The organism is Aequorivita viscosa (assembly GCF_900106795.1).
GTDB lineage: Bacteria > Bacteroidota > Bacteroidia > Flavobacteriales > Flavobacteriaceae > Aequorivita > Aequorivita viscosa.
In genome coordinates this window covers 15,493-39,016 of sequence record NZ_FNNS01000020.1, presented here as the reverse complement: position 1 = coordinate 39,016, position 23,524 = coordinate 15,493, and the positions used below count along the sequence as shown (strand labels likewise).

23 protein-coding genes and 1 pseudogene are annotated in these 23,524 nt (G+C 36.9%); 18 read left to right on the top strand and 6 right to left on the bottom strand.

The features are described 5' to 3' along the window. Positions 1–30 precede the first annotated feature (30 nt). Positions 31–477 carry an IS200/IS605 family transposase gene (gene tnpA / locus BLW28_RS11685; RefSeq protein WP_092842568.1) on the bottom strand — a complete coding sequence of 149 codons (447 nt, stop codon included), beginning with the start codon at positions 475–477 and terminating at the stop codon, positions 31–33. Positions 478–1,202: 725 nt separating this feature from the next. Beyond that, positions 1,203–1,343: pseudogene (locus BLW28_RS16200) on the bottom strand (transposase); the annotation flags it as partial. Between the two features lie 2 nt (positions 1,344–1,345). Between BLW28_RS16200 and BLW28_RS15755 the strand changes: the two are divergent. The 3 genes from BLW28_RS15755 to BLW28_RS11665 all read left to right on the top strand — a co-directional run bounded on the left by BLW28_RS15755 (position 1,346) and on the right by BLW28_RS11665 (position 2,797). Beyond that, positions 1,346–1,642 carry a hypothetical protein gene (locus tag BLW28_RS15755; RefSeq protein ID WP_073219753.1) on the top strand — a complete coding sequence of 99 codons (297 nt, stop codon included), beginning with the start codon at positions 1,346–1,348 and terminating at the stop codon, positions 1,640–1,642. Positions 1,643–1,893: 251 nt separating this feature from the next. Next, positions 1,894–2,199 carry a transposase gene (locus BLW28_RS16155; protein ID WP_092842569.1) on the top strand — a complete coding sequence of 102 codons (306 nt, stop codon included), beginning with the start codon at positions 1,894–1,896 and terminating at the stop codon, positions 2,197–2,199. A gap of 235 nt (positions 2,200–2,434) precedes the next feature. Further along, positions 2,435–2,797 carry a CoA-binding protein gene (locus BLW28_RS11665; RefSeq protein WP_073219755.1) on the top strand — a complete coding sequence of 121 codons (363 nt, stop codon included), beginning with the start codon at positions 2,435–2,437 and terminating at the stop codon, positions 2,795–2,797. Here BLW28_RS11665 and BLW28_RS11660 read toward each other — a convergent pair. Next, on the bottom strand, positions 2,768–4,216 hold the full coding sequence (locus tag BLW28_RS11660; RefSeq protein WP_073219758.1) for a sodium:solute symporter: 1,449 nt from the start codon (positions 4,214–4,216) through the stop codon (positions 2,768–2,770). The genes BLW28_RS11665 and BLW28_RS11660 overlap by 30 nt on opposite strands. A 123-nt stretch (positions 4,217–4,339) precedes the next feature. Between BLW28_RS11660 and BLW28_RS11655 the strand changes: the two genes are divergently transcribed. The 12 genes from BLW28_RS11655 (at position 4,340) to ftsY (ending at position 15,963) form a co-directional block, all read left to right on the top strand. Next, complete coding sequence (locus BLW28_RS11655) at positions 4,340–6,838, top strand: T9SS type A sorting domain-containing protein (RefSeq protein ID WP_073219761.1); 2,499 nt, start codon at positions 4,340–4,342, stop codon at positions 6,836–6,838. Positions 6,839–7,184: 346 nt separating this feature from the next. Then, positions 7,185–7,805 (top strand): recombination mediator RecR, encoded by a 621-nt coding sequence (gene recR / locus BLW28_RS11650; RefSeq protein ID WP_073219763.1) that lies wholly within the window; start codon positions 7,185–7,187, stop codon positions 7,803–7,805. A gap of 3 nt (positions 7,806–7,808) precedes the next feature. Further along, the gene (locus BLW28_RS11645) at positions 7,809–8,927 is read left to right on the top strand and encodes a glycosyltransferase family 2 protein (RefSeq protein WP_073219766.1); all 1,119 of its coding nucleotides are present in this window, start codon (positions 7,809–7,811) and stop codon (positions 8,925–8,927) included. 147 nt (positions 8,928–9,074) lie between these two features. Beyond that, positions 9,075–10,388 carry a dihydrolipoamide acetyltransferase family protein gene (locus tag BLW28_RS11640; RefSeq protein WP_073219769.1) on the top strand — a complete coding sequence of 438 codons (1,314 nt, stop codon included), beginning with the start codon at positions 9,075–9,077 and terminating at the stop codon, positions 10,386–10,388. Between the two features lie 484 nt (positions 10,389–10,872). Continuing rightward, positions 10,873–11,649 (top strand): 3'-5' exonuclease, encoded by a 777-nt coding sequence (locus BLW28_RS11635; protein WP_073219772.1) that lies wholly within the window; start codon positions 10,873–10,875, stop codon positions 11,647–11,649. Positions 11,650–11,693: 44 nt separating this feature from the next. Then, complete coding sequence (locus BLW28_RS11630) at positions 11,694–12,137, top strand: GNAT family N-acetyltransferase (RefSeq protein ID WP_073219775.1); 444 nt, start codon at positions 11,694–11,696, stop codon at positions 12,135–12,137. Positions 12,138–12,209: 72 nt separating this feature from the next. After that, entirely contained in the window at positions 12,210–12,821 is a 612-nt protein-coding gene (locus tag BLW28_RS11625) for a fumarylacetoacetate hydrolase family protein (protein WP_073219778.1), read from the top strand. 25 nt (positions 12,822–12,846) lie between these two features. After that, the gene (locus BLW28_RS11620; RefSeq protein ID WP_073219780.1) at positions 12,847–14,094 is read left to right on the top strand and encodes a competence/damage-inducible protein A; all 1,248 of its coding nucleotides are present in this window, start codon (positions 12,847–12,849) and stop codon (positions 14,092–14,094) included. Positions 14,095–14,173: 79 nt separating this feature from the next. Next, entirely contained in the window at positions 14,174–14,413 is a 240-nt protein-coding gene (rpmB, locus tag BLW28_RS11615; protein ID WP_073219783.1) for a 50S ribosomal protein L28, read from the top strand. A gap of 27 nt (positions 14,414–14,440) precedes the next feature. Next, positions 14,441–14,623, top strand: coding sequence for a 50S ribosomal protein L33 (rpmG, locus tag BLW28_RS11610; protein WP_073219786.1), 183 nt, complete (start codon positions 14,441–14,443; stop codon positions 14,621–14,623). A gap of 46 nt (positions 14,624–14,669) precedes the next feature. Then, a complete protein-coding gene (locus tag BLW28_RS11605; protein WP_073219789.1) occupies positions 14,670–14,822 on the top strand; it encodes a DUF4295 domain-containing protein in 153 nt (50 codons plus the stop codon). Positions 14,823–15,009: 187 nt separating this feature from the next. Next, the gene (ftsY, locus tag BLW28_RS11600) at positions 15,010–15,963 is read left to right on the top strand and encodes a signal recognition particle-docking protein FtsY (RefSeq protein ID WP_073219792.1); all 954 of its coding nucleotides are present in this window, start codon (positions 15,010–15,012) and stop codon (positions 15,961–15,963) included. A 31-nt stretch (positions 15,964–15,994) separates the two neighbouring features. Here the strand turns inward: ftsY and gpmI are convergent, their stop codons facing one another. Both gpmI and rho read right to left on the bottom strand, forming a co-directional pair. Beyond that, positions 15,995–17,512 (bottom strand): 2,3-bisphosphoglycerate-independent phosphoglycerate mutase, encoded by a 1,518-nt coding sequence (gene gpmI, locus BLW28_RS11595; protein WP_073219795.1) that lies wholly within the window; start codon positions 17,510–17,512, stop codon positions 15,995–15,997. Between the two features lie 175 nt (positions 17,513–17,687). Then, a complete protein-coding gene (gene rho, locus BLW28_RS11590) occupies positions 17,688–19,379 on the bottom strand; it encodes a transcription termination factor Rho (protein ID WP_073219798.1) in 1,692 nt (563 codons plus the stop codon). 201 nt (positions 19,380–19,580) lie between these two features. Here rho and BLW28_RS11585 point away from each other — a divergent pair, with 201 nt between their 5' ends. Further along, complete coding sequence (locus BLW28_RS11585) at positions 19,581–19,991, top strand: DUF4293 domain-containing protein (protein ID WP_073219802.1); 411 nt, start codon at positions 19,581–19,583, stop codon at positions 19,989–19,991. A gap of 224 nt (positions 19,992–20,215) precedes the next feature. Here the strand turns inward: BLW28_RS11585 and BLW28_RS11580 are convergent, their stop codons facing one another. Continuing rightward, positions 20,216–20,710, bottom strand: a complete 495-nt coding sequence (locus BLW28_RS11580) for a metallophosphoesterase family protein (RefSeq protein WP_073219805.1) — start codon at positions 20,708–20,710, stop codon at positions 20,216–20,218. Positions 20,711–20,871: 161 nt separating this feature from the next. Here BLW28_RS11580 and truA point away from each other — a divergent pair, with 161 nt between their 5' ends. Continuing rightward, a complete protein-coding gene (gene truA / locus BLW28_RS11575; RefSeq protein ID WP_073219807.1) occupies positions 20,872–21,621 on the top strand; it encodes a tRNA pseudouridine(38-40) synthase TruA in 750 nt (249 codons plus the stop codon). Between the two features lie 110 nt (positions 21,622–21,731). Continuing rightward, complete coding sequence (locus tag BLW28_RS11570) at positions 21,732–23,498, top strand: ABC transporter ATP-binding protein (protein WP_073219810.1); 1,767 nt, start codon at positions 21,732–21,734, stop codon at positions 23,496–23,498. The last annotated feature ends 26 nt before the right edge of the window (positions 23,499–23,524 follow it).

Sequence of the window (23,524 nt, the reverse complement as noted above, 5' to 3'; positions counted from 1 at the left end):
AGTAGAGTGGAATGGGCTTTAGCCCAACCTTCACCCTTCTAACCTTTCAAACCCAAACTTCTTAATAAACTCATTATATTCCTGCTGATATGTCTTCTTTTGATGATGAGCTTCTTGATTTTCAATATACTTTCGAACTTTCTCCACCACCGACTCCGAAACGGAAACCGCGAAATACTCCTCTTGCCATTTGAATTTTAATCTTTCATTACCTAGAATATTTTCTTTGTTAATCCAATGGGAGGATTCGCCTTTGAGCAATTGTGCAATTTGTTGGATTGTTTGATTCTTTCCAAGAGAGATAAGGCAATGACAATGTTCTTTATGTCCATTTATCCTATCGATGAAGATTTCTTTTTCCTTTGCATTTTGACGGATATGTTGCCATACTTTTTGCCGAACCTCCAAGGTGGAAAAATATGGATGTCGGTTTTTTGTATTCCAAACTAGATGGACATAGAGTTTGACGTATGACATAATACCCTGAGATTAGTTTCCCAATAAATATAAGTGAAATTCAATTTTTAACCAATTGCTCTTTATAAGGTTATACGCGATGGGTGATTTAGGCTAAAGCCCTATTGAAGCGTTGTACTTTGGTCACCCCGGGCTAAAGCCACGGGGTTATTCGTGGAACTAAAGGTGATTGATTACTTCTGTCAGAGAATAACCCCGCATTAACTTGGGTCATAGATGGTCTACAAAGTGACTTGGAAGCAATTATGAATTAGATGTAGGAGAAACTAATGATTTGGGCTAAAGCCCATTCCCTCAGACCCGTCTCAATCCCCGGGCTAAAGCCACGGGGTTATTAGATAGTTGCATTTTGATTCATCGATGACCTTTAAAAATAAGAAGCCGTCTCGAAACCTGAGACGGCTTCCTAAAAGAACCTGTAAACTGATTGGGCGTTAGCCTAAACTTCTGAATTTGCCCATACCACTGGCGGGAACGTGGAGTTTTTAATAAGTTGAAGTAGTGCTGCCTTTTATGGTCTGAATTATCCCTAGATTAAGATAGTATACTCGAGAGTTGAGCTAAAGCCTACTAAATCAGTGCCATATTCAACCCCGGGCTAGACCACGGGGTTATTCATAAAGTGAAAGTAATCTACACCAGTTTGGTCTGAATAACCCCTAGCTTCAGCTGGGGGGGGTAGAATGCAGTAGAGTGGAATGGGCTTTAGCCCAACCTTCACCCTTCTAACCTTTCAACCCAAACTTCTTAATAAACTCATTATATTCCTGCTGATATGTCTTCATTTGATGATGAGCTTCTTGATTTTCAATATACTTTCGAACCTTCTCTACCACCGACTCCGAAACGGAAACCGCGAAATACTTCTATGGCAAAGGCCAAACTGCGCTATATCCAAAAAAACTTTCCACAGAACTTGGACAAATATGAAAAACATGAAGAAATCTTAGCGGGACGAAGCAGTTATAGCAAAACAGATCCCGATGTTACTTTTATGCGGATGAAAGATGACCAAATGCAGAACGGCCAGCTCAAGCCAGGTTATAACGTACAGGTGAGTTCGGAATCTCAATTTGTTATCCATTATGCCCTGCAACAAACCACCAATGATCTCCATACCCTTATGCCATACTTGCGCTCCTATGAGTGCCTATATGAATTTTAAGAGCGCAAAGAAATAGACACTTATGTGAAGTACAACACCTTGGACAAGGAGCAGGGGATTTTGAAGTTAAAACGAAAAAAGAAGAATGAGGACTTCCGCAAGGATAAATATATTACGATCAGGAGCAGGATCGATATATCTGTCCAATGGGATAATCTATACATAAAATAGACGAACGAAAAAAGAAGACCAAATCCGGCCATCTACATACAAGTGGTCTCTACAGGACGTAAAAATACCAAGGTTGCCCGCTGCGCGGAGCCTGTTTTAAAGCAAAGAGCAATAGACTCGTAGAAAGAAACAATGTTCTGGAAAGATACAAGGAAAGGGCTAGAAGGAACCTGCTTGGCGAGATTGGTGAACAAAAGCGAAGACAGCGTACAGCTGATGTAGAATCTGTCTTTGCACATATAAAATCAAATCGTAACTTCAATCGATTTACAAATAAAGGAATAGAAAAAGCAGAACTGGAGTTACGATTGCACGCATTAGCGCACAATCTAAGGAAGAAAAGCGCCAAAGAAAGGGCGCTTTTTACCAAAACCATAAATTCCTAAAAAGATATCGCGAAAAATGAAAACTAAAAAAAAAACGTCCCAACTTGGTTATTGAGACGGCTTCGAATCTTTGTCGCGATAATGAACACTAACCAGTAAAATTTAAACAACGTGACAAAGAAATTGTTTCTGTATAGACGTGAAACATTAGGAATTATTGTGCTGCTGATTATGATTTAACTAACTTTTAATAACAGTTAGAATTAAGAATTGTAATTTTAGGACAAAAGAAAATATGAATAAGAAAACATTAGTAGTAGGAGCAAGTACCAATCCAGCCCGATATTCAAATATGGCAATTAATCGTTTGGTAGAACACGGACATACAGTCGTTGCCGTTGGACTTAAAAAAGGCGTTGTAGCCGGAATAGAAATAACTCCAGAAAAGGAATCGTTCAAAAATGTGAATACCGTAACACTTTACCTAAATCCTAAAAGACAAGAGGAATACTACGATTATATTGTCTCGTTACAACCGGAACGTGTTGTTTTTAACCCTGGCACTGAAAACCCTGAGTTTTATAAAATTTTGAAAGAAAACAATATAGAAAGTGAAGTTGCTTGTACGTTAGTTCTTTTGGGTACGAATCAATATTAAACCGAAGAAGGTTAGTGTTCCATTCAGTATTAAAATGAAAAACCCGAATTCGAAGTTGAGATATAGCGAGCTCAAATAACTTATTCCGTAGCCTATAAAAGGAGTTGATATAGCTACAAGAGGAACAAGTTTATCTTTTACATTCCAATTTGTAAACAACCCATAAGCATATAACCCTAAAAGTGGGCCATAAGTATAGCCAGCAAATACAAACAGCTTGGCTATAACAGATTCATCGGCAATTACGTATTTGAAAATGATAATTACTAAAATTAACAGTAGCGAAAATAAAATGTGAATTTGTTTTCGAATGCGTACTTGCCTTTTTTCATCATATTTCTTTTCAATATCTAAAATGTCGATACTAAAAGAAGTAGTTAGTGCTGTCAAGGCACTATCCGCACTGCTATACGCTGCCGCAATTAACCCTAAGATGAATAAAATTGCAACTCCAATCCCAAACACACTTTCCTGAGCAGCAAGTGTTGAAAACAGCTGATCTCTATGAGCATCTATTCCATTTTGTTCAGCATACACGGTAAGCAGTAACCCTAAAGTTAAAAAGACAAAATTTACAATTGTAAGCACTATTGTAAACCAAAACATATTCTTCTGGGCATCTTCTAGATTGCGACAAGTCAAGTTTTTTTGCATCATATCTTGGTCTAAACCAGTCATTACAATAGCTATAAATGCACCACTTATAAACTGTTTCACAAAATGATCGCCAGACCTCCAATCGTCAAAAAAGAAAATCTGACTCATATCGCTATCGGCAACAAAACGAAAAAGATTACCGCCAGACAGTCCTAAATCTGTCGCTACATAATACACAGCAACACCAACCGCAATAAGCATAAACAGTGTTTGTAGCGTATCTGTCCAAACTATTGTTTTAATACCGCTTTTAAACGTGTATAACCATATCAATAAAATAGTAATGGTTACCGTAACCCAAAAAGGGATATTCATAGCATCAAAAATCAGACTTTGCAACACTACAGCAACCAAATAAAGTCGAAAGCTTGCACCTACAACTCGTGATAATAAGAAGAACGAAGCGCCTGTTTTATAGGAAGCATTTCCAAACCTGCCTTCTAAATAGGTGTATATTGAAGTTAAATTCAATCTATAGTAGAGTGGAAGAAGAACGGTTCCAATCACGGCATATCCAACAACATAGCCAAGAACTACCTGAAAATAACTGAATTTAGAAGCTTCTACCCATCCAGGCACCGATATAAATGTTACCCCACTCAGTGAGGCTCCAATCATTCCAAAAGCCACCAAGTACCAAGGAGATTGCTTCCCTGCCTTAAAAAAATCTGAATTACTTCCACCTCGATTGGTTAAAAAGGAGATGAGAATTAAAACCAGAAAATAACCAACAATTAAAAATAAGATGTGGATTGGTTGCATAGTTGTTTACGAAAAAGGAAGATACCTAAATTTGGGAGTAAAAATACAAAGATTGATTGCGCCACCGTTAGAATTTTCGATACTTTTGAAATGTTGAGATACATACTTTTTAATTATTTAAAAATGAACAAAATACAGGTAAAATTACTATTTATTTTAGGGTTTTGGATAGCTTCTTATAATGGGCAAGCGCAAGAATACCTAAAAATGATTGATGCCAAGACATTTACTGTTGAGGAAATTAAAGCGAGTGCAGATGCCTATTTCGAGAATCGGGATAAAGGGCGCGGAACAGGTTATAAACCTTATAAGCGTTGGGAGTACAATGCACAGCGGTTGATAAATGAAGACGGATATCTGCCAAATATAGAAGAGCGACTAGGCGAATTAGAACGTTGGAATGCCAATTTGAATGAAACTGCCCAAAACAGAACAGTCCTGCCAGATAGCTGGGAAGACCTTGGACCAACTTCGTGGAACGCTACTTCAAGCTGGAGCCCAGGTGTAGGAAGAATCACCGGACTTGCTTTTGAAGAAGGAAATAGCGACCACTTTATTATCGGTGCAAATACTGGCGGCGTTTGGAGAACAACGGATGGCGCACAAACTTGGGCACATTTAACCGACTACTTTTCACACCTTTCCGTATATTCAGTTGCTATAGATCCTAACAACCCAAGCATCTATTTCTTTGGTTCTTATGGCGGAAACATTTTTAAATCTACAGATTCTGGCGCCACTTGGAGTTTGTTAGGAAGAGCTGGAAATAGTACCGTAAATAAAATTTTAATCCACCCAACAAATTCTGATATCATTTTTGCTACTTCAGAATTTTCAGGAATTTACAGATCTGTTGATGGAGGAGCTACTTGGACAAAACCAGTGTCAGATGATAGAGGCTATGATGTTGAATTTAAACCCGATAATCTTTCTGTAGTATATGCATCAGGTTCTGGATTTCATAAATCTACAGATGGAGGCGCAACATTTACTACAATAGGCGGGTTTTCAAATGGTCCGAAGATGATTGGTGTTACACCAGCAGATAACAACCTTGTATATGTTTTGGAAGCAGAAAACAGCAAATTTGGCGCTCTTTATACTTCTGAAAATGCTGGCGATAACTTTATGAAACTTAATCATGGAAATCTTAATTTCTTTGGATATAGTACAGTAGGACTAGACAATAATGGTCAAGCGCCACGAGATATGGCAATTGCAGTCAACCCGACAAATGCAAACGAAGTGCATATAGCAGGAATTCTTACTTGGCGATCAATGAATAGAGGCGTAAACTTTACTATAACTTCCGATTGGATTCCGGCAAATGCTGCAAGTGCAAATATCGGCTACTGTCACGCCGATACAGACGACCTTATGTTTAATGGAACCACGCTTTATGCTGTAACCGATGGCGGAATTTTTAAAGCTGAAAATACCGAAACCATAAGCGCAGATTATTTTGAAGACTTAACAACAGGATTAAGTATCCGTCAATTTTATAAAATTGGTGTGGCACAAAGTGAAAACCTCATTGTAACAGGAGGCTCACAAGATAATGGAACTTCGTTTTTCAAAGAATCTACTGGGTGGAGAGATTGGCTAGGTGCTGATGGAATGGAAACTTTTGTCAGTAAGTTTAACAACAATTTCTTTTATGGAACCACTCAGTTTGGTGGGCTATATCGCTCAGTCAACGGTGGAAACTCTGTATCTGGACTAAATCCCCCTGGAAACGGTACAGGGAATTGGGTAACGCCATTAGAGGAAGACCCTTCACAAGCTAGCACTTTATATGTGGGGTATAAAAGAGTTTATAAATCAACCAATAATGGTTCAAGTTGGACACCCGTCTCTCAAAATTTCGGCTATAATCTAGATAATTTAAAAATTGCACCTTCCAATAACCAGATAATGTATGCGTCCATTTCATATCGTTTATACAAAACAGAGGATGGTGGAGACACCAATTGGGAGCAAATTTCTAATCCAGGAGGAACAATCAACTATATTGCAATTCACCCTACAAACCCAAATAAAATAGCCGTTGCATTAACATCAAGTAACCGCGTAAAAGTGTCTAATGATGGTGGCGAAACTTGGATAAGCTATAGAAAAAATCTTCCTAACTTTAGCGCCTTATGCTTAGTATGGGACAACAACGGCAAGGACGGACTCTATTTAGGTATGGATTATGGCGTTTACTATATAGACAATACTTTTTCAGAATGGCAACCATACAACAACATGCTTCCAAACGTTATTATTAATGAATTGGAAATTAATGACGTTACGCGTACACTGTATGCAGGAACTTACGGCCGTGGTTTATGGGCTTCACCATTAGTTGAAAGAACAGTTGGAGTAAATGAGGTAACCTTTAATGACAAGGTTGAAATTTATCCAAATCCAGCTTCTTCTGAAGTAATTATTAGTTCACCTAAAAATATTGAGGGAACAATCAAAGTTTTTGATATTACAGGAAAACTCTTGATTTACGAGAAAAATGCTGTCTTGGAGAATTCATACACAATCAATATTTCTTCATTACCAAATGGAGTTTATTTTATCCGTTTAAATACTCCTGAAGGCATGGCAACTAAAAAGCTTATAAAAAATTAATTTGTGTCTATTTAAAATAATTGAAAATCAAATTAGCTAAAGCTCATAGGCGCTTAAAACATTTTTGTTAAGTGATAATTTACAAGTACGTTTACCACTGAAATGTAACAACTAAGAAAGATGCTTACTGTATATAAACTAATTGTCAGCCAATTAAGAAGCAAGTCGTACATCCGCCAGCCAAGACACAGCAGGTAGGCCTCACGTCTTTCAGCCAAAGCGGTCTAACATCTTAGTCGGTAACAACTACAAAAAATAGTTTATCTCATAAAGAACGGCAATGAATGCTTCGGAAAATTAACCTTTTCTGAAGCATTTTTTTTAACTTGCCGACAGTAATAATATTATGGAATTTTCTTCAAAACTTCTTGAAAATGCAGTTGATGAAATGTCTCAACTTCCTGGAATAGGGAAGCGGACTGCTTTGCGTTTGGTGCTTCATTTGTTGAAACAGCCAGAGGATCAAACTAAGAAACTAGCTGGGGCATTAGTGAAAATGCGCGAGAATATAAACTTCTGCGCCAATTGTCACAATATCAGCGATACTAAGCTTTGCGAAATTTGTGCTAATCCTAAACGCGATGAGCAAATAGTTTGTGTGGTCGAGGATATCCGCGATGTAATGGCAATTGAAAATACCAGTCAGTACAGAGGGCATTATCACGTTTTAGGAGGAAAAATATCACCTATGGACGGCATTGGCCCCGGCGATTTGTCTATTACTTCGTTGGTAGAAAAAGTGAAGCAAGGAAAAATACGCGAACTTATTTTTGCACTTAGCTCAACTATGGAAGGCGATACCACAAACTTCTATATTTTTAAGCAAATTGAGCCATACAAAATAACCACAACTACAATTGCGCGAGGAATCTCGGTAGGCGACGAATTAGAATATGCCGACGAGGTTACTTTGGGACGTAGTATATTACACCGAATTCCATTTGAATCTTCTTTAAAAAGTCTATAGCTTTTGAAACTTTCTGTCGTTATTCTCAATTATAATGTGCGCTATTTTTTAGAGCAGTGTTTACGCTCTGTTCAAATAGCGATTGAATCATTGGACGCTGAAATTATCGTTATAGACAATGACTCTAAAGACGATAGCTGCGAGATGGTAAAAACTATTTTCCCCAATGTTATTCTAATTGAAAACAAAGAAAATGTTGGTTTTAGTAAAGCTAATAATCAAGCAGTTGCTGTTGCTAAAGGTGAATATGTTTGTATTCTAAACCCTGACACTGCCGTCGCTGAAGATACTTTTCACCTCGCTATTCAATATTCTGAAGGTATTGAGAATATTGGTGCTCTAGGAGTTTATTTAATGGATGGCACAGGAAACTTCCTCCCAGAAAGCAAACGAAATCTTCCCACTCCAAAGGTTTCACTTATGAAATTAGCTGGGTTTTCTCAGCAGTATTACTCGGAATTAACAGAAACTTCCCAAGGTGAAGTCGAGGTATTGGTTGGAGCTTTTATGCTTATAAAACGAGCTGTCTACAACGAAGTTGGCGGTTTTGATGAAGACTATTTTATGTATGGAGAAGATATCGACCTCTCATACAAAATAACTCAAGCCGGATATAAAAATCATTATCTTGGAAGTACGACTATACTGCATTATAAAGGGGAAAGCACGCAGAAGGATGAAGTTTATTTCGATAGATTTTATGGGGCAATGCACATTTTCTATCGAAAACATTTTAATAAAAACTTCGTGTTGGAAAGTGCTGTTTCTGTAGGAGTGGCAGTTGCAAAAAAAGCAAGTACTTTTTCATCTAGTAAGAAACCTAAAGCAGCAGTCGAGCCAAATAACAATTATTTTTTAACTGAAAATAGTGGGCTCGTTAGTAAGTTCAACAAAGTGTCAGGTGTTGAAAGTCAGAAGGTTTCAAGAAAACTTGTTCAAGAGTTAAACATAAAAGATAGTTTAGTTGTTATTGATGCTGAATATCTTTCTTATGGTGAAATATTCAGTTTAATGAAGCAACTGAAGGGAAAAAACAATCGTTTTCGTATCAGACCTCCGGGTTGCGAATTCATAATTGGTAGCGATCAAAGTGACGAAAAAGGGGGCGTAGTTGTTTTTTAGGAAATTTGAAAGCTCGAACGAACAAATTTTAACTAATTTTGCAGCGATTTTGATATCTCTGCTTTTAGATATGAGTTTGGGAGTAGAGCCGAGAATCTAAAATCTAAAATTGTATATCGGAAATCAAAAAATCGTACATAAAAAGTTATGGCAAAATTTGAATTGAAACTGCCCAAAATGGGCGAAAGTGTTGCAGAGGCAACGTTGACTAATTGGCTAAAAGAAGTAGGAGACACTATTGAAGCAGACGAAGCAGTGCTCGAAATAGCTACCGATAAAGTGGATAGTGAGGTTCCGAGCGAAGTGAACGGTGTTTTAGTCGAAAAACTTTTTGAAGTAGACGACGTGGTTCAAGTGGGGCAAACCATTGCCATAATTGAGACAGAAGGCGGTTCGGACGATAATTCTTCAAGTGAATCACAAAGCGCTCCTTCTCAAGAAACAGTAAAAGAAGTTGAAAAACAAATGGACGCTGCCAAAGAAACTGTGCAGTCACCAATTGAAAATACAGGAGATAGATTTTATTCTCCATTAGTAAAAAATATTGCTGCTACCGAGGGTATTTCACAATCTGAACTCGATGGAATTTCAGGTACTGGTAAAGATGGTCGGGTTACCAAAAATGATATCTTGGCTTATGTAGAAAATCGTTCGTCTACCAAAACCGCTGAAAAACAACCTCAAGCGGCTGCTCCAAAGAGCACACAAACTGCAGCACCAGCAAAACCAAAAGCTCCAGTTGCTGTTAGCGGTGGCGACGAAATTATTGAAATGACCCGTATGGGCAAACTAATCGCCACTCACATGGTGGATAGCGTTCAAACTTCTGCCCACGTACAATCGTTTGTAGAATGTGATGTTACCAACGTTTGGAACTGGAGAAATAAAGTGAAAGGTGCTTTTGCAAAAAGAGAAGGAGAGAACCTTACGTTCACCCCAATATTTATGCAAGCAGTAGCCAAAGCGTTGAAAGATTTCCCAATGATGAATATTGCTGTAGACGGCGATAAAATCATTAAGAGAAAAAACATAAACCTAGGTATGGCTGCAGCTTTACCAGATGGTAACTTGATTGTTCCGGTAATTAAAAATGCCGATCAATTAAACCTACTGGGAATGAGTAAGGCGGTAAACGACCTTGCTAACCGAGCGCGCGAAAATAAATTGAAACCAGACGATATTCAAGGAGGAACTTACACGGTAACTAATGTGGGAACTTTTGGAAGTATAATGGGAACGCCTATTATTAATCAGCCACAAGTTGGAATTTTAGCTTTGGGTGCTATCAGAAAAGTGCCAGCAGTTATTGAAACCCCAGATGGTGACTTCATCGGTATCCGTTACAAGATGTTCCTATCTCACAGTTACGACCACAGAGTTGTAAACGGTGCTTTAGGAGGGCAATTTGTTAAGAAAGTTGCCGATTACCTAGAAGCGTGGGATGTGAATACAGAAATTTAATCTAGAGATTTAATATTTACCCATTAAGGGGATTTGTATCGCAAATCCCCTTTTTCTTTATAATGGATATTGGTGAACTTAATAACATCAGTATCTAGCTATTTTACTCAGAACGTCCTTGAATTTAGTTGACCGTTTTAGTTAGTTTTCAATGTTGATAATTGCTAATTCTAATTAAAACCACCCTTTCCTTTAGCGAGATTAATAATTATAGCCTATAATGCCATTTATTTCTAGCTGCACCTGCAATTAAAAGTTGCTATAGGTGTTTTTTAATATTTGGTTAAAATGGAAGAAATGGTATTTCTAATATATTTCCAATCATTAATCTTTCTAACCTCTAACCTCTAACCTCTAACCTCTAACCTCTAACTTCTAGCCTCTAGCATCTAGTCTCTAATTTCTCCATCAATCCACGCTCTTTTCTTCATTCTTTGCCATCTATTCTCCCTTCTTTGTTACCTTTGTTCATCAAAATAAATCTATGGAACTCAATCTAAAAAAACCGATTTGCTTTTTCGATCTTGAAACAACAGGAATTAATGTTGCGAAAGACCGAATTGTGGAAATCGCAATTTTAAAAGTTTACCCAAACGGAAATAAAGAAAGTCATACGTGGCGAGTAAATCCCGAAAGGCCAATTCCGTTGGAGTCATCGGCTATTCACGGTATTACAGACGAAATGGTTGCCAATGAACCTACTTTTAAAGAATTAGCACCAAAGGTTTATGCCTTAATTAAAGACAGTGATCTTGGCGGATTTAACTCCAATAGATTTGATATCCCTTTACTTGCAGAAGAGCTTTTACGTGCAGAGGTAGATTTTGACATGAAAAAAGCACTTTCAATAGATGTTCAGACAATTTTTCACAAAATGGAGAAACGAACCTTGGAGGCTGCCTATAAATTCTATTGCGATAAAGATCTAGTGGATGCCCACAGTGCCGAGGCCGATACAAATGCAACTTACGAAGTTTTAAAAGCACAATTAGACAGATATCCTGAATTGGAGAATGACATGGCTGCGTTAGCAGACTTTAGTTCGCACATAGATCACGTCGATTTTGCAGGTTTTATAAGTTATAACGAAGACGGCCGTGAAATTTTTTCTTTCGGAAAATATAAAGGAAAATTGGTTGACGAAATCTTAGAAAATGATCCTGGTTACTTCGGTTGGGTACTAAATGCCGATTTTCCGCTTTATACCAAAAAGGTTTTAACACGCATCAGACTTGAAAAGTTGAATACAAAACTATCGTAAGCATTCAATCGTTCATTTCAATAGTATAACTGAAGTGCAAAACAATGATTCGAAAATATTCACATAAAGACAAGCCACGATTAATCGAATTATTGCGATTAAACACGCCTGAATATTTTGATGCTTCTGAAGAAAAGGAGTTTGAAAGTTACCTAAACACGGAAGTTGAAGACTACTTCGTATTTTTAGAGAATTCTGAAATCATTGGAGCAGGGGGAATTAATTACTTTTTAACCGAAAAACTTGCCCGTATTTCTTGGGATATAATCCACCCAAAATCACAAGGAAAGGGAATTGGAAAAAGATTAACTGAATTCAGAATTAATCAACTAAAAAGCCATCCTGAAATTGAAATAATTCAAGTTAGAACATCACAGCGCGTTTATAAGTTTTATGAGAAAATGGGGTTCGAACTGGAAAACACTGAAAAGGGTTTTTGGGCAAAAAACTTTGATCTTTATCAGATGACACTTAATAATAGTAACTAAATTTCGTTTAATTTTAGTCTAATTATATAAACTCTTTTGCCACAATTTTAAAACAAATAAATTTAAATACAGATGAAAATAATCTGCGTAGGTAGAAATTATACAGACCATATTCAAGAATTAAATAGTGCTACGCCCACCGATCCCGTTTTATTTCTTAAACCAGACACTTCAATTCTTTTAAAAAAACAACCGTTTTTCATTCCTGAATTCTCGAATGATGTGCATCATGAAGTTGAATTGTTGGTTCGTATCAACAAGATAGGAAAGCACATTGATAGAAAGTTTGCTCATAAATATTATGATGAAATAGGACTTGGTATTGATTTTACAGCAAGGGACTTACAAGCCGAATTAAAGAAAAATGGTCTGCCGTGGGAAAAAGCAAAAGCCTTTGATGGCGCTGCTGTTATTGGAAAGTTTATCAATAAAGAAGAAATTGAAGATCTCGACAATCTAGGCTTTCAATTGGAAGTTAATGGCAATGTCGTTCAAAAAGGAAACACCAACTTGATGCTCTGGAAAATTGATGCGTTAATTGAATACATTTCTAAGTATTTCACCTTAAAAATTGGCGATATTATCTTCACCGGAACTCCTTCGGGCGTAGGAAAAGTGGTTGCTGAAGATAAACTTACGGGCTATATTGAAGATCAAGAAATGTTTTCAATAAAAGTAAAATAAAACGAGTACAAAACCATAATTTGCAATGCTAGCAGAGATTATTACCATAGGCGATGAGATTCTTATCGGGCAAATTGTCGATACCAATTCGGCATATATTTCCAAAGAGTTGGACAGAGTAGGAGTGAAGGTCTATCAAATAACCTCCGTTCAAGACAATCGTGAACATATTTTAAATGCTTTTAAAGATGCTAAGCAGCACGCCAATTTGGTAATCGTAACTGGTGGACTTGGCCCTACAAAAGACGATATTACCAAACAAACTTTCTGCGATTTCTTTGAAGATAAACTCGTTGAAAACCCGGATGTAGTTGAAAACATTAAAGAGCTTTTTCGAAAATATCAATTAAAACTGCCGTTGTCAGCGAATCTTCTTCAAGCTCAGATACCATCAAAAGCTACAGCCTTGATGAATTATCACGGAACGGCTCCCGGCATGTGGATTGAAAAGGATGAAACCGTTTTTGTATCACTTCCAGGCGTGCCTTTTGAAATGAAGCACCTATTGATGGAAGAAGTACTCCCTCGAGTTGTGAAAAAATTCAATCGCCCTCATATATATCATAAAACATTATTGACCTATGGTCTTGGCGAAACAGGGATCGTTGAAAGAATAGAAGATTGGGAAGATGCCCTTCCTGAAAACATAAGCTTGGCATATCTGCCATCATTAGGAAAGGTACGACTTAGGCTTTCGTCTACAGGAACCGATAAGCAGGCAATTACAAAAGCTGTCGACGATCAGATGGATTTGCTCCACAACTTGCTTTCAGACATTGCAATTGGTTATGAAGAGGAAGCCTCCATGGTAGAACAGATTATGAAGTTGCTAGTGGCGCAAAATAGAAGTTTAAGTGTGGCTGAAAGCTGTACGGGCGGAAGAATTACTTCAGAAATTACCCAATATGCAGGAATTTCTTCCTTTTTTAAAGGTGGAGTACTGCCTTATCAAACCAGTTATAAAACAAAAATATTAGGTGTTCCAAGTGAATTGATTGAGAAACATAATGTGGTAAGTTTACCCGTTGCAGAGGCTATGGCGGCTAGATGTCGTCTACTTTTTGAATCAGATTATGCAATATCTACAACAGGCATAGCGGGTCCAACCAAAGGCGATGGGGATGACGAAATAGGAACGGTTTGTATTGCAATTGCCTCACCTTTAGGAGTTATTTCAGAAAAATATCAGTTTGGCAACGATCGTTTTAGGGTTGTTGAAAAGGCAACAAATAAGGCGTTCGAAATGTTGCGAAAAGAAATATTAAAAAACTAATTTCCTTTTCTTGTACAACACGATAAAAATGTTTAAATTTGCACCTTGTTTAAAAATAACTCAAAATTAAGTTAAGGAAATGTCTAGAGTTTGTGAGCTTACCGGAAAGAAGGCGATGGTTGGGAACAACGTGTCGCACGCAATGAACAAAAGTAAACGTAAGTTTGATGTAAACTTGTTGAAAAAACGCTTTTACATCCCAGAAGAAGATAAATGGATTACCTTGAGGGTATCTGCTTCAGCTATTAAAAATATCAATAAAAAAGGTATTTCCGCGGTCATCAAAGAAGCCCGCGTAAAAGGCTTTTTGACCAAATAATTGCTATAACCAATAAAGTCCCTTACAATGGCCAAAAAAGGAAATAGAGTTCAAGTAATTCTTGAGTGCACAGAGCATAAGGAAACTGGAAAACCAGGAACTTCTCGTTACATTACAACAAAAAATAAAAAAAACACCCCGGACAGAATGGAGTTAAAGAAATTTAATCCAATTCTTAAAAAAATGACTGTCCATAAGGAGATTAAATAATTGGATATTTTCACTTTCGTGAACGTATCAAATAAAAAATATAGACATGGCAAAGAAATCCGTAGCATCGTTACAAACAGGTTCAAAGCGTTTGACTAAAGCTATTAAAATGGTAAAGTCAGAAAAATCTGGTGCATATACTTTTACAGAAGCTGTAATGGCACCTGAATTAGTAAACGACTGGTTGAACAAAAAATAACCTGCCAAAAACTTTTTGGAGGAAGCCACTTTTTTACGAAGGTGGCTTTTCGTATTTTCGTACTTTATTATCGTTATTAAGTCATTTAATGCTGTTTGAATGTTGTTTCCTATTGGAAATTAATTAGTAGTGATAAAATTTAGTATAAATGTTTAACACTCCCAATCTTAGAACCCACGACTAAAAGATGAGCTTTTTTAAAAAAATATTTTCGAAGGAGAAAAAAGAAACCCTAGATAAGGGTCTGGAAAAATCAAAAACTTCCTTTTTTGATAAGTTGAGCAAAGCTGTTGCTGGAAAAAACAAGGTTGATGACGATGTGTTAGACAACCTTGAGGAAGTTCTTGTTTCAAGTGATGTGGGTGTAAATACTACGCTTAAAATAATTGATAGAATTGAAGAGCGAGTTGCCAGGGATAAATATCTTGGTACAGACGAGCTTAATAGAATTCTTCGTGAAGAAATTGCAGGGCTCTTAAGCGAAATAGATGCTGGAAATGCAACCGAATTTGAAATTCCCGCGAATAAGAAACCCTATGTTATAATGGTCGTAGGCGTTAATGGCGTTGGAAAAACAACTACAATAGGAAAGTTAGCCTATCAATTTAAAAAAGCTGGAAAAAATGTAGTGCTAGGTGCTGCAGATACTTTTCGTGCAGCTGCAATAGATCAATTACAAATTTGGGCAGATAGAACTAATGTGCCCATAGTGAAGCAAAGCATGGGTAGTGATCCTGCTAGTGTTGCTTTTGATACTTTAAAAAGTGGTGTTTCCAACAACGCCGATGTAATTATTATTGATACCGCAGGTCGTCTTCACAACAAAATAAACCTGATGAACGAGCTGACCAAGATTAAAAAAGTAATGCAAAAAGTTGTTCCTGACGCCCCACATGAAGTGCTTTTAGTACTTGATGGTTCTACAGGCCAAAACGCATTTGAACAAGCCAAACATTTTACTGCGGCAACAGAAGTTACTTCTTTAGCGGTTACAAAACTAGATGGCACTGCAAAAGGTGGTGTGGTGATAGGTATCAGCGACCAATTTCAAATTCCTGTAAAATATATTGGAGTAGGTGAAGGAATCGAGGATCTTCAGGTATTCAATAAATTTGAATTCGTAGATTCATTCTTTAAATAATAAGTATAGTCATATACGACGAAACATAAATTTAAACCAACGAATTACGATCCATTATTTCTGGTTTTTCAATGCCCATTATATGAAGGATTGTTGGCGCAATATCTCCTAAAATTCCATTTTGCACATATTCAATTTCATCGTCCACTATAATAATAGGGACTGGATTGGTGGTATGAGCGGTATTAGGTGAGCCATCTGGGTTTATCATAGACTCGCTATTTCCGTGATCTGCAATTATTATAGTTGTATATCCGTTTTCCAGCGCTTTTTCTACCACACTTTTGGTGCAGCTGTCTACCGTTTCGCAAGCTTTTACTGCCGCTTCAAAAACTCCTGTATGCCCAACCATATCTGGATTTGCAAAGTTTAAACAGATAAAATCCGAAGTTTTATTATCTATCTCTGGCAAAATCATATCCCGAAGATCGTACGCGCTCATTTCAGGTTTTAAATCGTAGGTTGCAACAGCAGGTGAGGGGCATAAAATACGTTTTTCACCTTCAAAAGGAATTTCCCTACCGCCTGAAAAGAAAAAAGTAACGTGTGGATATTTTTCAGTTTCAGCAATACGAATTTGCTTCTTCCCATTTCTTTCCAGAACTTCTCCCAACGTGTTATTTAAGTTGTCTTTCTTGTATACCACGTGAATATTCTCAAAAGAATCATCATAATTAGTAAGTGTTACAAAATAGAGCGGGAGGGTATTCATCCCATAATCTTCATAGTTTTTCTGGGTTAAGACCTCCGTAAGTTGTCTGCCGCGATCTGTTCTAAAATTGAAAAAAATAACTACGTCATCATCATTAATAGTTGCGGTTGGCTGTCCTTCCGAATTCACTATTGAAATTGGCTCAATAAATTCATCTGTAATTCCTTCAGCATAACTGTCCGTAATGCTTTGAATTGCATTGGTAGACGGACTGCCTTTTCCAAAGCGCAGTAAATCATACGCTTTTTTTACACGTTCCCAACGCCTGTCACGATCCATCCCGTAATAACGACCTATGATAGATGCAAGTTTTCCGCCTGTTTTTTCTAAGTGACTTTGTAAATCGGCGATAAATCCTTTCCCAGAATGCGGGTCTACATCGCGGCCATCGGTAAAGGCGTGAACATACATATTTGTAACACCTTCTTCTTGTGCCGCCGTTAACAATCCTTTTAAATGATCGATATGTGAGTGAACACCCCCGTTAGAAACAAGTCCTAAAAAGTGAATTTTTTTATTATTTGTCTTAGCATATTGAAACGCTTTTTGAAGTTCTGGTTCATTTTGTAGCGTTGCATTTGCTACAGCTAAATTTATTTTTGCCAGGTCTTGATAAACAATTCTACCAGCGCCCAAATTCATATGTCCGACTTCACTATTACCCATCTGACCTTTCGGCAGACCCACGTTTAATCCATCGGTTAGCAACTGCGCGTGTGGATATTTTTTATAAAGTGAATCTATAAATGGTGTGTCTGCCTGTGCAATTGCAGAAACAGCTGGATCTTGCGTGATTCCCCATCCATCGAGAATCATTAAAAGTACTTTTTTATTCATAGGGTAAAGATATAAAGCGTTTTGGAAATTGCGTATATGAGTTTAAAAAGTTTGTGGGAATATAATTTCAGAAAGTGTAAATTTTCAAATTTTCAATGTTTTACAAATCAAAAAACCCCTTCAAGATTAGCGTATCCGAAGGAGTTTTTAAATTTATAAAGAAATGTTTTCTTCGTTATCCGTTCATCGAAATAAGGAATTCTTCGTTGTTTTTGGTTTGCTTGATTCTGTCATTTATGAATTCCATTGCTTCCACAGGGTTCATATCTGCTAAATACTTGCGTAAAACCCACATACGTTGAATTGTGTTATCGTCTAGCAACAAGTCATCACGCCTGGTACTTGAAGACGTTAGGTCAATAGCTGGAAAAATTCTTCGGTTCGATATTTTTCTATCTAATTGAAGCTCCATGTTTCCAGTTCCTTTAAACTCTTCAAAGATAACCTCGTCCATTTTAGAGCCAGTATCGGTCAATGCTGTGGCGATTATACTTAACGAACCACCGTTTTCGATGTTTCTTGCAGCACCAAAAAATCTTTTTGGTTTGTGAAGTGCGTTTGCATCAACACCACCACTCAATATTTTACCACTAGCAGGTTGCACTGTGTTGTATGCTCTCGCCAAACGTGTAATAGAGTCAAGAAGAATTACAACATCGTGACCACATTCTACCAATCTTTTAGCTTTATCGATAACAAGGTTTGCCACACGAACGTGTTCAGTAGCTTCTTTATCAAAGGTTGAGGCAACTACTTCGCCGCTTACATTACGTTGCATATCGGTAACCTCTTCAGGGCGTTCATCGATAAGCAGAATAATTTGATAAACTTCAGGATGATTTGCCGCAATTGCATTTGCAATATCTTTAAGCAACATTGTTTTCCCTGTCTTAGGTTGCGAAACAATCATTCCACGTTGCCCTTTGCCAATAGGGGCAAACAGGTCGATAATTCTTGTAGATATTGTACTTCGTTTATCGGCAATATTAAATTTTTCCTGTGGGAAAAGCGGTGTTAAGTGTTCAAATGAAACGCGATCTCGAACCACGTTAGGACTTAAACCGTTTATTTTATTCACTTTAATTAATGGAAAGTATTTTTCACCTTCTTTTGGAGGGCGTACTTCGCCTAGAACGGTATCTCCTGTTTTTAACCCGAATAAACGAATTTGAGATTGGGATACATAAATATCATCAGGGGAAGATAGATAATTGTAGTCGCTAGAACGCAAAAAGCCGTAACCATCTTGCATAATGTCTAAAACACCTTCACTTTCTATTATACCGTCGAATTCATAATCCGGTTCGCGGTAACGATTTCGAGAGTCTTTATTCCCGTTTTTGTTATCGTGCACATTCCCATCCTTATGTTTATTGGATTGGTGTTTGTGACGGTTGTCATTATTGTTATTGTCTGAGCGCTGGTGCTTTTGTCTGTTGTCCTGGTCGCTAGAGCTTGATTTTTGATGATGATGCGATTTCTTGTCGCTTGATGATTTATCTTGAGATCCGCGTTTGTCATCCGATGTTTTTTTATCGGAATCATCACTCTTTTTAGATTGATGCTGTTTGTGAGGCTGTGATTTTTTGTTCCTACTATCAGTCGCTTGGGTACGCGGTTTAGAATCTTTCTTAGGATTACTTTTTGCAGGAGGGGTAGCCTTTTGCTCTGGTTTTTTAGTCTCAGGCTTAGGGTCTTCTGTCTTTATTACAGCTTCAACTGCCTTGGGATTGGCAGCTTGGTAATCAAGAATTTGATACACCAAGTCAAGTTTTTTTTGAGTGCGATATTTAGGCACATTAAGTTCTTTTGCTATCTCCTGAAGCTCAGGTAGCTTTTTACTCTTTAATTCTGATATTTCAAACATCTAAAAAATCGTGTAGTTTAAGTTTATACTATAAATTTCCTTTGAGAAGGCAAGTACGTTGAAAGTTTTTTTGAAGACTAAGTAACCTTGATTGAATTGGTTACACATAGATACTGCAATGATACGATAATAAATTAAATTTTGTGGGTATTTTTTCTAAAAAGAAACAGTATTTTTGCCACACAATTGATTTTTTAAAAGATGATTCAGCGCATACAAACCCTATATTTAATTGTTTCTGCCTTGGTAATGGCAGCACTGTTTATATGGTTTCCTACAATTTTAGGAGAAGATGGTTCTGTACTAATAGAACGCAGTGAACCATTAATTTTTGGATTGATTTTTCTTTCTATTATTTTTGCAATTGTTTCAATTTTTAGCTTTAAAAAACGACAATCACAATTTGTGATCAACCGTTTAAACATATTATTAAATTTTGTATTACTAGGAGTTTTCGTTTACAGATCGCTCACTTTATCCGGAGAGACTTTGGTTTCAGAGAAGGGTATTGGGGTTTTTATTCCCATCATTTCTATCGTGTTTTTAGTGCTGGCCAATAAGGCCATTAAAAGGGATGAGGACCTCGTAAAATCTGTTGATCGTTTACGGTAAACCAATCTTGGTATATTAGTGCAAAACCCTCAGAGAACGCCATCTTTGAGGGTTTTTTGTTTTTAGTTTTGAAAAGATGTCCACCTCTAATTAAGCTAATTATCAAGAAAATAGTAAATCCCGTTTTAGATCAAGGGAAGCTTAGTTTCTTAATAAGAATTTCAATTACTTGTTTAGGCCAAGGTAGCTGAGTGAATTCTTCTTTGCCCAGCAAATGTAAATTCTTACCGAAGTTCGAACTCAATAACTTCTAAATTCTGAATTACTTCTCCATCAATTTCAAATCGTAGCATCGTTCGCACCTTGTGAAACCCGTGTTTTCCTACGGCACCTGGATTCATATGCAGTAACCCAGTTGTTTTGTCGTGCATAACTTTCAGAATATGGGAATGCCCACAAATAAAAATCTTTGGAGGATTGGTATAAATTTCTTGTCTAATAGAAGGGTTGTACCGCCCTGGATAACCACCAATATGGGTAATCCATACATCAACACCTTCACACATAAAACGATTGTGAAGTGGAAATTCCATCCGCGCCTCTTTACTATCTATATTACCATACACAGCACGTAGAGGTTTAAGTTCTTTTATGGCATAGGTAACCGAAAGATCACCAATATCACCAGCATGCCAAACTTCATCGGCTTGTTTAACGTGCTTTAAAATTTTATCGTCTATATAACTATGGGTGTCGCTAAGTAGCAGAATTTTCTTCAAAATAGAATATTGAAATTACAGAATTGCGAAGATATTTATTATTTTGGTTTCATCCCGTTAATAAAGCAGACTCTGCTATAATTGGGAAAACTTTTAAACTTCTAATGCCTGAAACTCCTAAACTAAAATCGTAATTTTGCAAATTCTGAAATAACAATAAATTGCGGTATTTTATTGAAATAGCATATAACGGGAAAGGGTATTATGGATGGCAACGCCAACCCAAACAGATTAGCGTACAACAAGTTTTGGAAGAAACGCTATCAACTTTACTTCGGAAAGAAATTAAAATAATGGGAGCGGGAAGAACAGATACTGGCGTACACGCAAAACAACTATTTGCGCATTTTGATTTTGAAGACCTCAAAAATAATGAGCAATTTGTATTTAAGATTAATTCTTTTCTCCCCAATGATATTTCAGTTAAACGTATCGTACACGTTAAATCTGATGCCCATGCGCGATTTGATGCAATTCAAAGAGCATATGAATATCGAATAGCACTCGGGAAAGATCCGTTTTCACAGGATTTTGCCTATCAACTTTACAACAGACCGAATGTACATTTAATGAATGAAGCTGCACAATCGTTATTGTACCATAACGATTTTCAATGCTTTTCGCGGTCAAAATCCGATGTAAAAACGTACAATTGTAAAATCGAAAAAGCTTATTGGGAATCTAACGGGAATTCATTACTATTCACAATTGCGGCAGATCGTTTTTTGCGAAATATGGTCCGTGCGATAGTTGGAACGTTATTGGACGTAGGCTTTGGAAAAACCACCTTAGAGGCGTTTCAGAAAATATTAAAAAGTAAAAATAGGGGAGAAGCGGGTGCCTCAGCACCAGCCCACGGATTATATTTAAAAAAAGTAATTTATCCCGAAAATATATTTCTGAATAAATAAATAGCAATGAGGCCATTTTTTTTAAGATTAAATAGCAGCATAGCTTTGAAACTGATTCTTAGGTCTGAATTAAAACAGACCGTTTTCAAATTAAATAATTAAAAATAAAAGTGTCAAAAAACACAGGTAACGCATTCGATTTTAAACTGTTTAGACGGTTGTTGGCATTTACAAAGCCGTACCGTTTGGCATTTTATTTTGTAGCCTTAGCAGCAATTATAATGTCTGGGCTAGCTGTATTGCGGCCATTCCTATTAAAATTGGCGATTGACGACTCCATTGTTCCACAAGATGGGGAAGGCTTTATGAAATACGTCATTTTGATGCTAGTGGTCTTAATGCTAGAGGTCATTTTTCAATTTGCCTTTATTTTCTATGCCAACTGGCTCGGTCAAAGTGTAATTCGTGATCTACGTCAGAAGTTATTCCGACTTATGATGAGCTTCAGAATGAAGTATTTTGATAAAAGTGCTGTAGGGCGATTAACTACGCGAGCGGTTAATGATGTGGAAACAATATCCAGTATTTTTAGTGAAGGCTTGTTTATGATAATAAGCGATTTGTTGAAAATGATAGTAATAGCTGGGTTTATGCTTACACAAAGTTGGCGATTATCATTGATTGTTTTTATCGTTTTACCGTTTATTCTTTATGCAACACGGGTTTTTCAAAAAGCGATGAAGGTTGCTTTTGAAGATGTGAGGAACCAAGTTGCTAACTTAAATTCTTTCGTGCAGGAACGTTTAACGGGTATGAAAATAGTTCAGATTTTTACTCGTGAAAAAACAGAATATGATCGTTTTACCGAAATAAATAAAAGCCACAGAAAAGCCTGGATTAAAACCGTGTGGTATAACTCGATTTTCTTTCCAATTGCAGAAATGGCCGGGGCTATAGCAACAGGTTTGGTTGTTTGGTACGGAGGTCTAAATGTTATTGGGGGCGGTTTTGTAACCTTAGGTATTATTACAGCGTTCATTCAATATGCAGAAATGCTTTTTAGACCGTTGCGACAAATTGCCGATAAGTTCAATACCCTACAAATGGGTATGGTTGCTGCCAATAGGGTTTTTGGAATCTTAGATACCAAATCGCATATTGCCGATACGGGTACGATAGATTATACCAATACTAACGGTAAAATTGAGTTTAAAAATGTTCATTTTGGATATAACCCAGATGAAGAAGTAATAAAGGGAATTTCGTTTATCGCAAACCCTGGTGAAACCGTAGCTATTGTGGGTTCTACAGGAGCTGGAAAAACAACTATTATCAATCTTTTGAATCGTTTTTATGAAATAGACAGCGGCGAAATATTGATTGATGATATCTCGGTAAAAGATTACAAATTGGCTTCACTTCGAAATCAAATTGCTGTAGTGTTGCAAGATGTTTTTCTTTTTGCCGATTCAATTTTAAACAATATTACCCTTAATAACCCTGATATTTCTAAAGAAGATGTAATTGCGGCAGCCAAAGAAATTGGTGTTCATAAGTTCATTGAATCTCTTCCCGAAGGTTATGATTACAACGTAAAGGAACGTGGTAGCATGCTATCGTCCGGGCAACGACAACTAATTTCGTTTTTAAGAGCTTATGTTAGTAAACCGAGTATTTTAATTTTAGATGAGGCTACTTCTTCTGTAGATACATATTCAGAAGAAATGATTCAAACTGCGACTTTAAAAATAACCAAGGATCGGACTTCTATTGTTATTGCTCACCGTTTGGCAACTATTAAAACAGCTGATAAAATTATAGTAATGGATGCTGGGAAAATTGTAGAAGTAGGAAACCATAATGAATTACTGAAAATTGAAAATGGTTTTTACAGAAACCTGTACGAAGTCCAATTTATGAAGGAAGAGGTCGTTTAGATTTATAATTGAAACCTAAGTTGGAT

Coding starts and splice junctions, on each gene's coding strand:
- tnpA (WP_092842568.1), bottom strand. CDS start 477: ATGTCATACGTCAAACTCTATGTCCATCTAGTTTGGAATACAAAAAAC.
- BLW28_RS11640 (WP_073219769.1), top strand. CDS start 9,075: ATGGCAAAATTTGAATTGAAACTGCCCAAAATGGGCGAAAGTGTTGCA.
- BLW28_RS11635 (WP_073219772.1), top strand. CDS start 10,873: ATGGAACTCAATCTAAAAAAACCGATTTGCTTTTTCGATCTTGAAACA.
- BLW28_RS11630 (WP_073219775.1), top strand. CDS start 11,694: ATGATTCGAAAATATTCACATAAAGACAAGCCACGATTAATCGAATTA.
- rpmG (WP_073219786.1), top strand. CDS start 14,441: ATGGCCAAAAAAGGAAATAGAGTTCAAGTAATTCTTGAGTGCACAGAG.
- recR (WP_073219763.1), top strand. CDS start 7,185: ATGGAATTTTCTTCAAAACTTCTTGAAAATGCAGTTGATGAAATGTCT.
- BLW28_RS11605 (WP_073219789.1), top strand. CDS start 14,670: ATGGCAAAGAAATCCGTAGCATCGTTACAAACAGGTTCAAAGCGTTTG.
- ftsY (WP_073219792.1), top strand. CDS start 15,010: ATGAGCTTTTTTAAAAAAATATTTTCGAAGGAGAAAAAAGAAACCCTA.
- BLW28_RS11660 (WP_073219758.1), bottom strand. CDS start 4,216: ATGCAACCAATCCACATCTTATTTTTAATTGTTGGTTATTTTCTGGTT.
- rpmB (WP_073219783.1), top strand. CDS start 14,174: ATGTCTAGAGTTTGTGAGCTTACCGGAAAGAAGGCGATGGTTGGGAAC.
- BLW28_RS11620 (WP_073219780.1), top strand. CDS start 12,847: ATGCTAGCAGAGATTATTACCATAGGCGATGAGATTCTTATCGGGCAA.
- rho (WP_073219798.1), bottom strand. CDS start 19,379: ATGTTTGAAATATCAGAATTAAAGAGTAAAAAGCTACCTGAGCTTCAG.
- BLW28_RS15755 (WP_073219753.1), top strand. CDS start 1,346: ATGGCAAAGGCCAAACTGCGCTATATCCAAAAAAACTTTCCACAGAAC.
- BLW28_RS11665 (WP_073219755.1), top strand. CDS start 2,435: ATGAATAAGAAAACATTAGTAGTAGGAGCAAGTACCAATCCAGCCCGA.
- BLW28_RS11655 (WP_073219761.1), top strand. CDS start 4,340: ATGAACAAAATACAGGTAAAATTACTATTTATTTTAGGGTTTTGGATA.
- gpmI (WP_073219795.1), bottom strand. CDS start 17,512: ATGAATAAAAAAGTACTTTTAATGATTCTCGATGGATGGGGAATCACG.
- BLW28_RS11625 (WP_073219778.1), top strand. CDS start 12,210: ATGAAAATAATCTGCGTAGGTAGAAATTATACAGACCATATTCAAGAA.
- BLW28_RS11585 (WP_073219802.1), top strand. CDS start 19,581: ATGATTCAGCGCATACAAACCCTATATTTAATTGTTTCTGCCTTGGTA.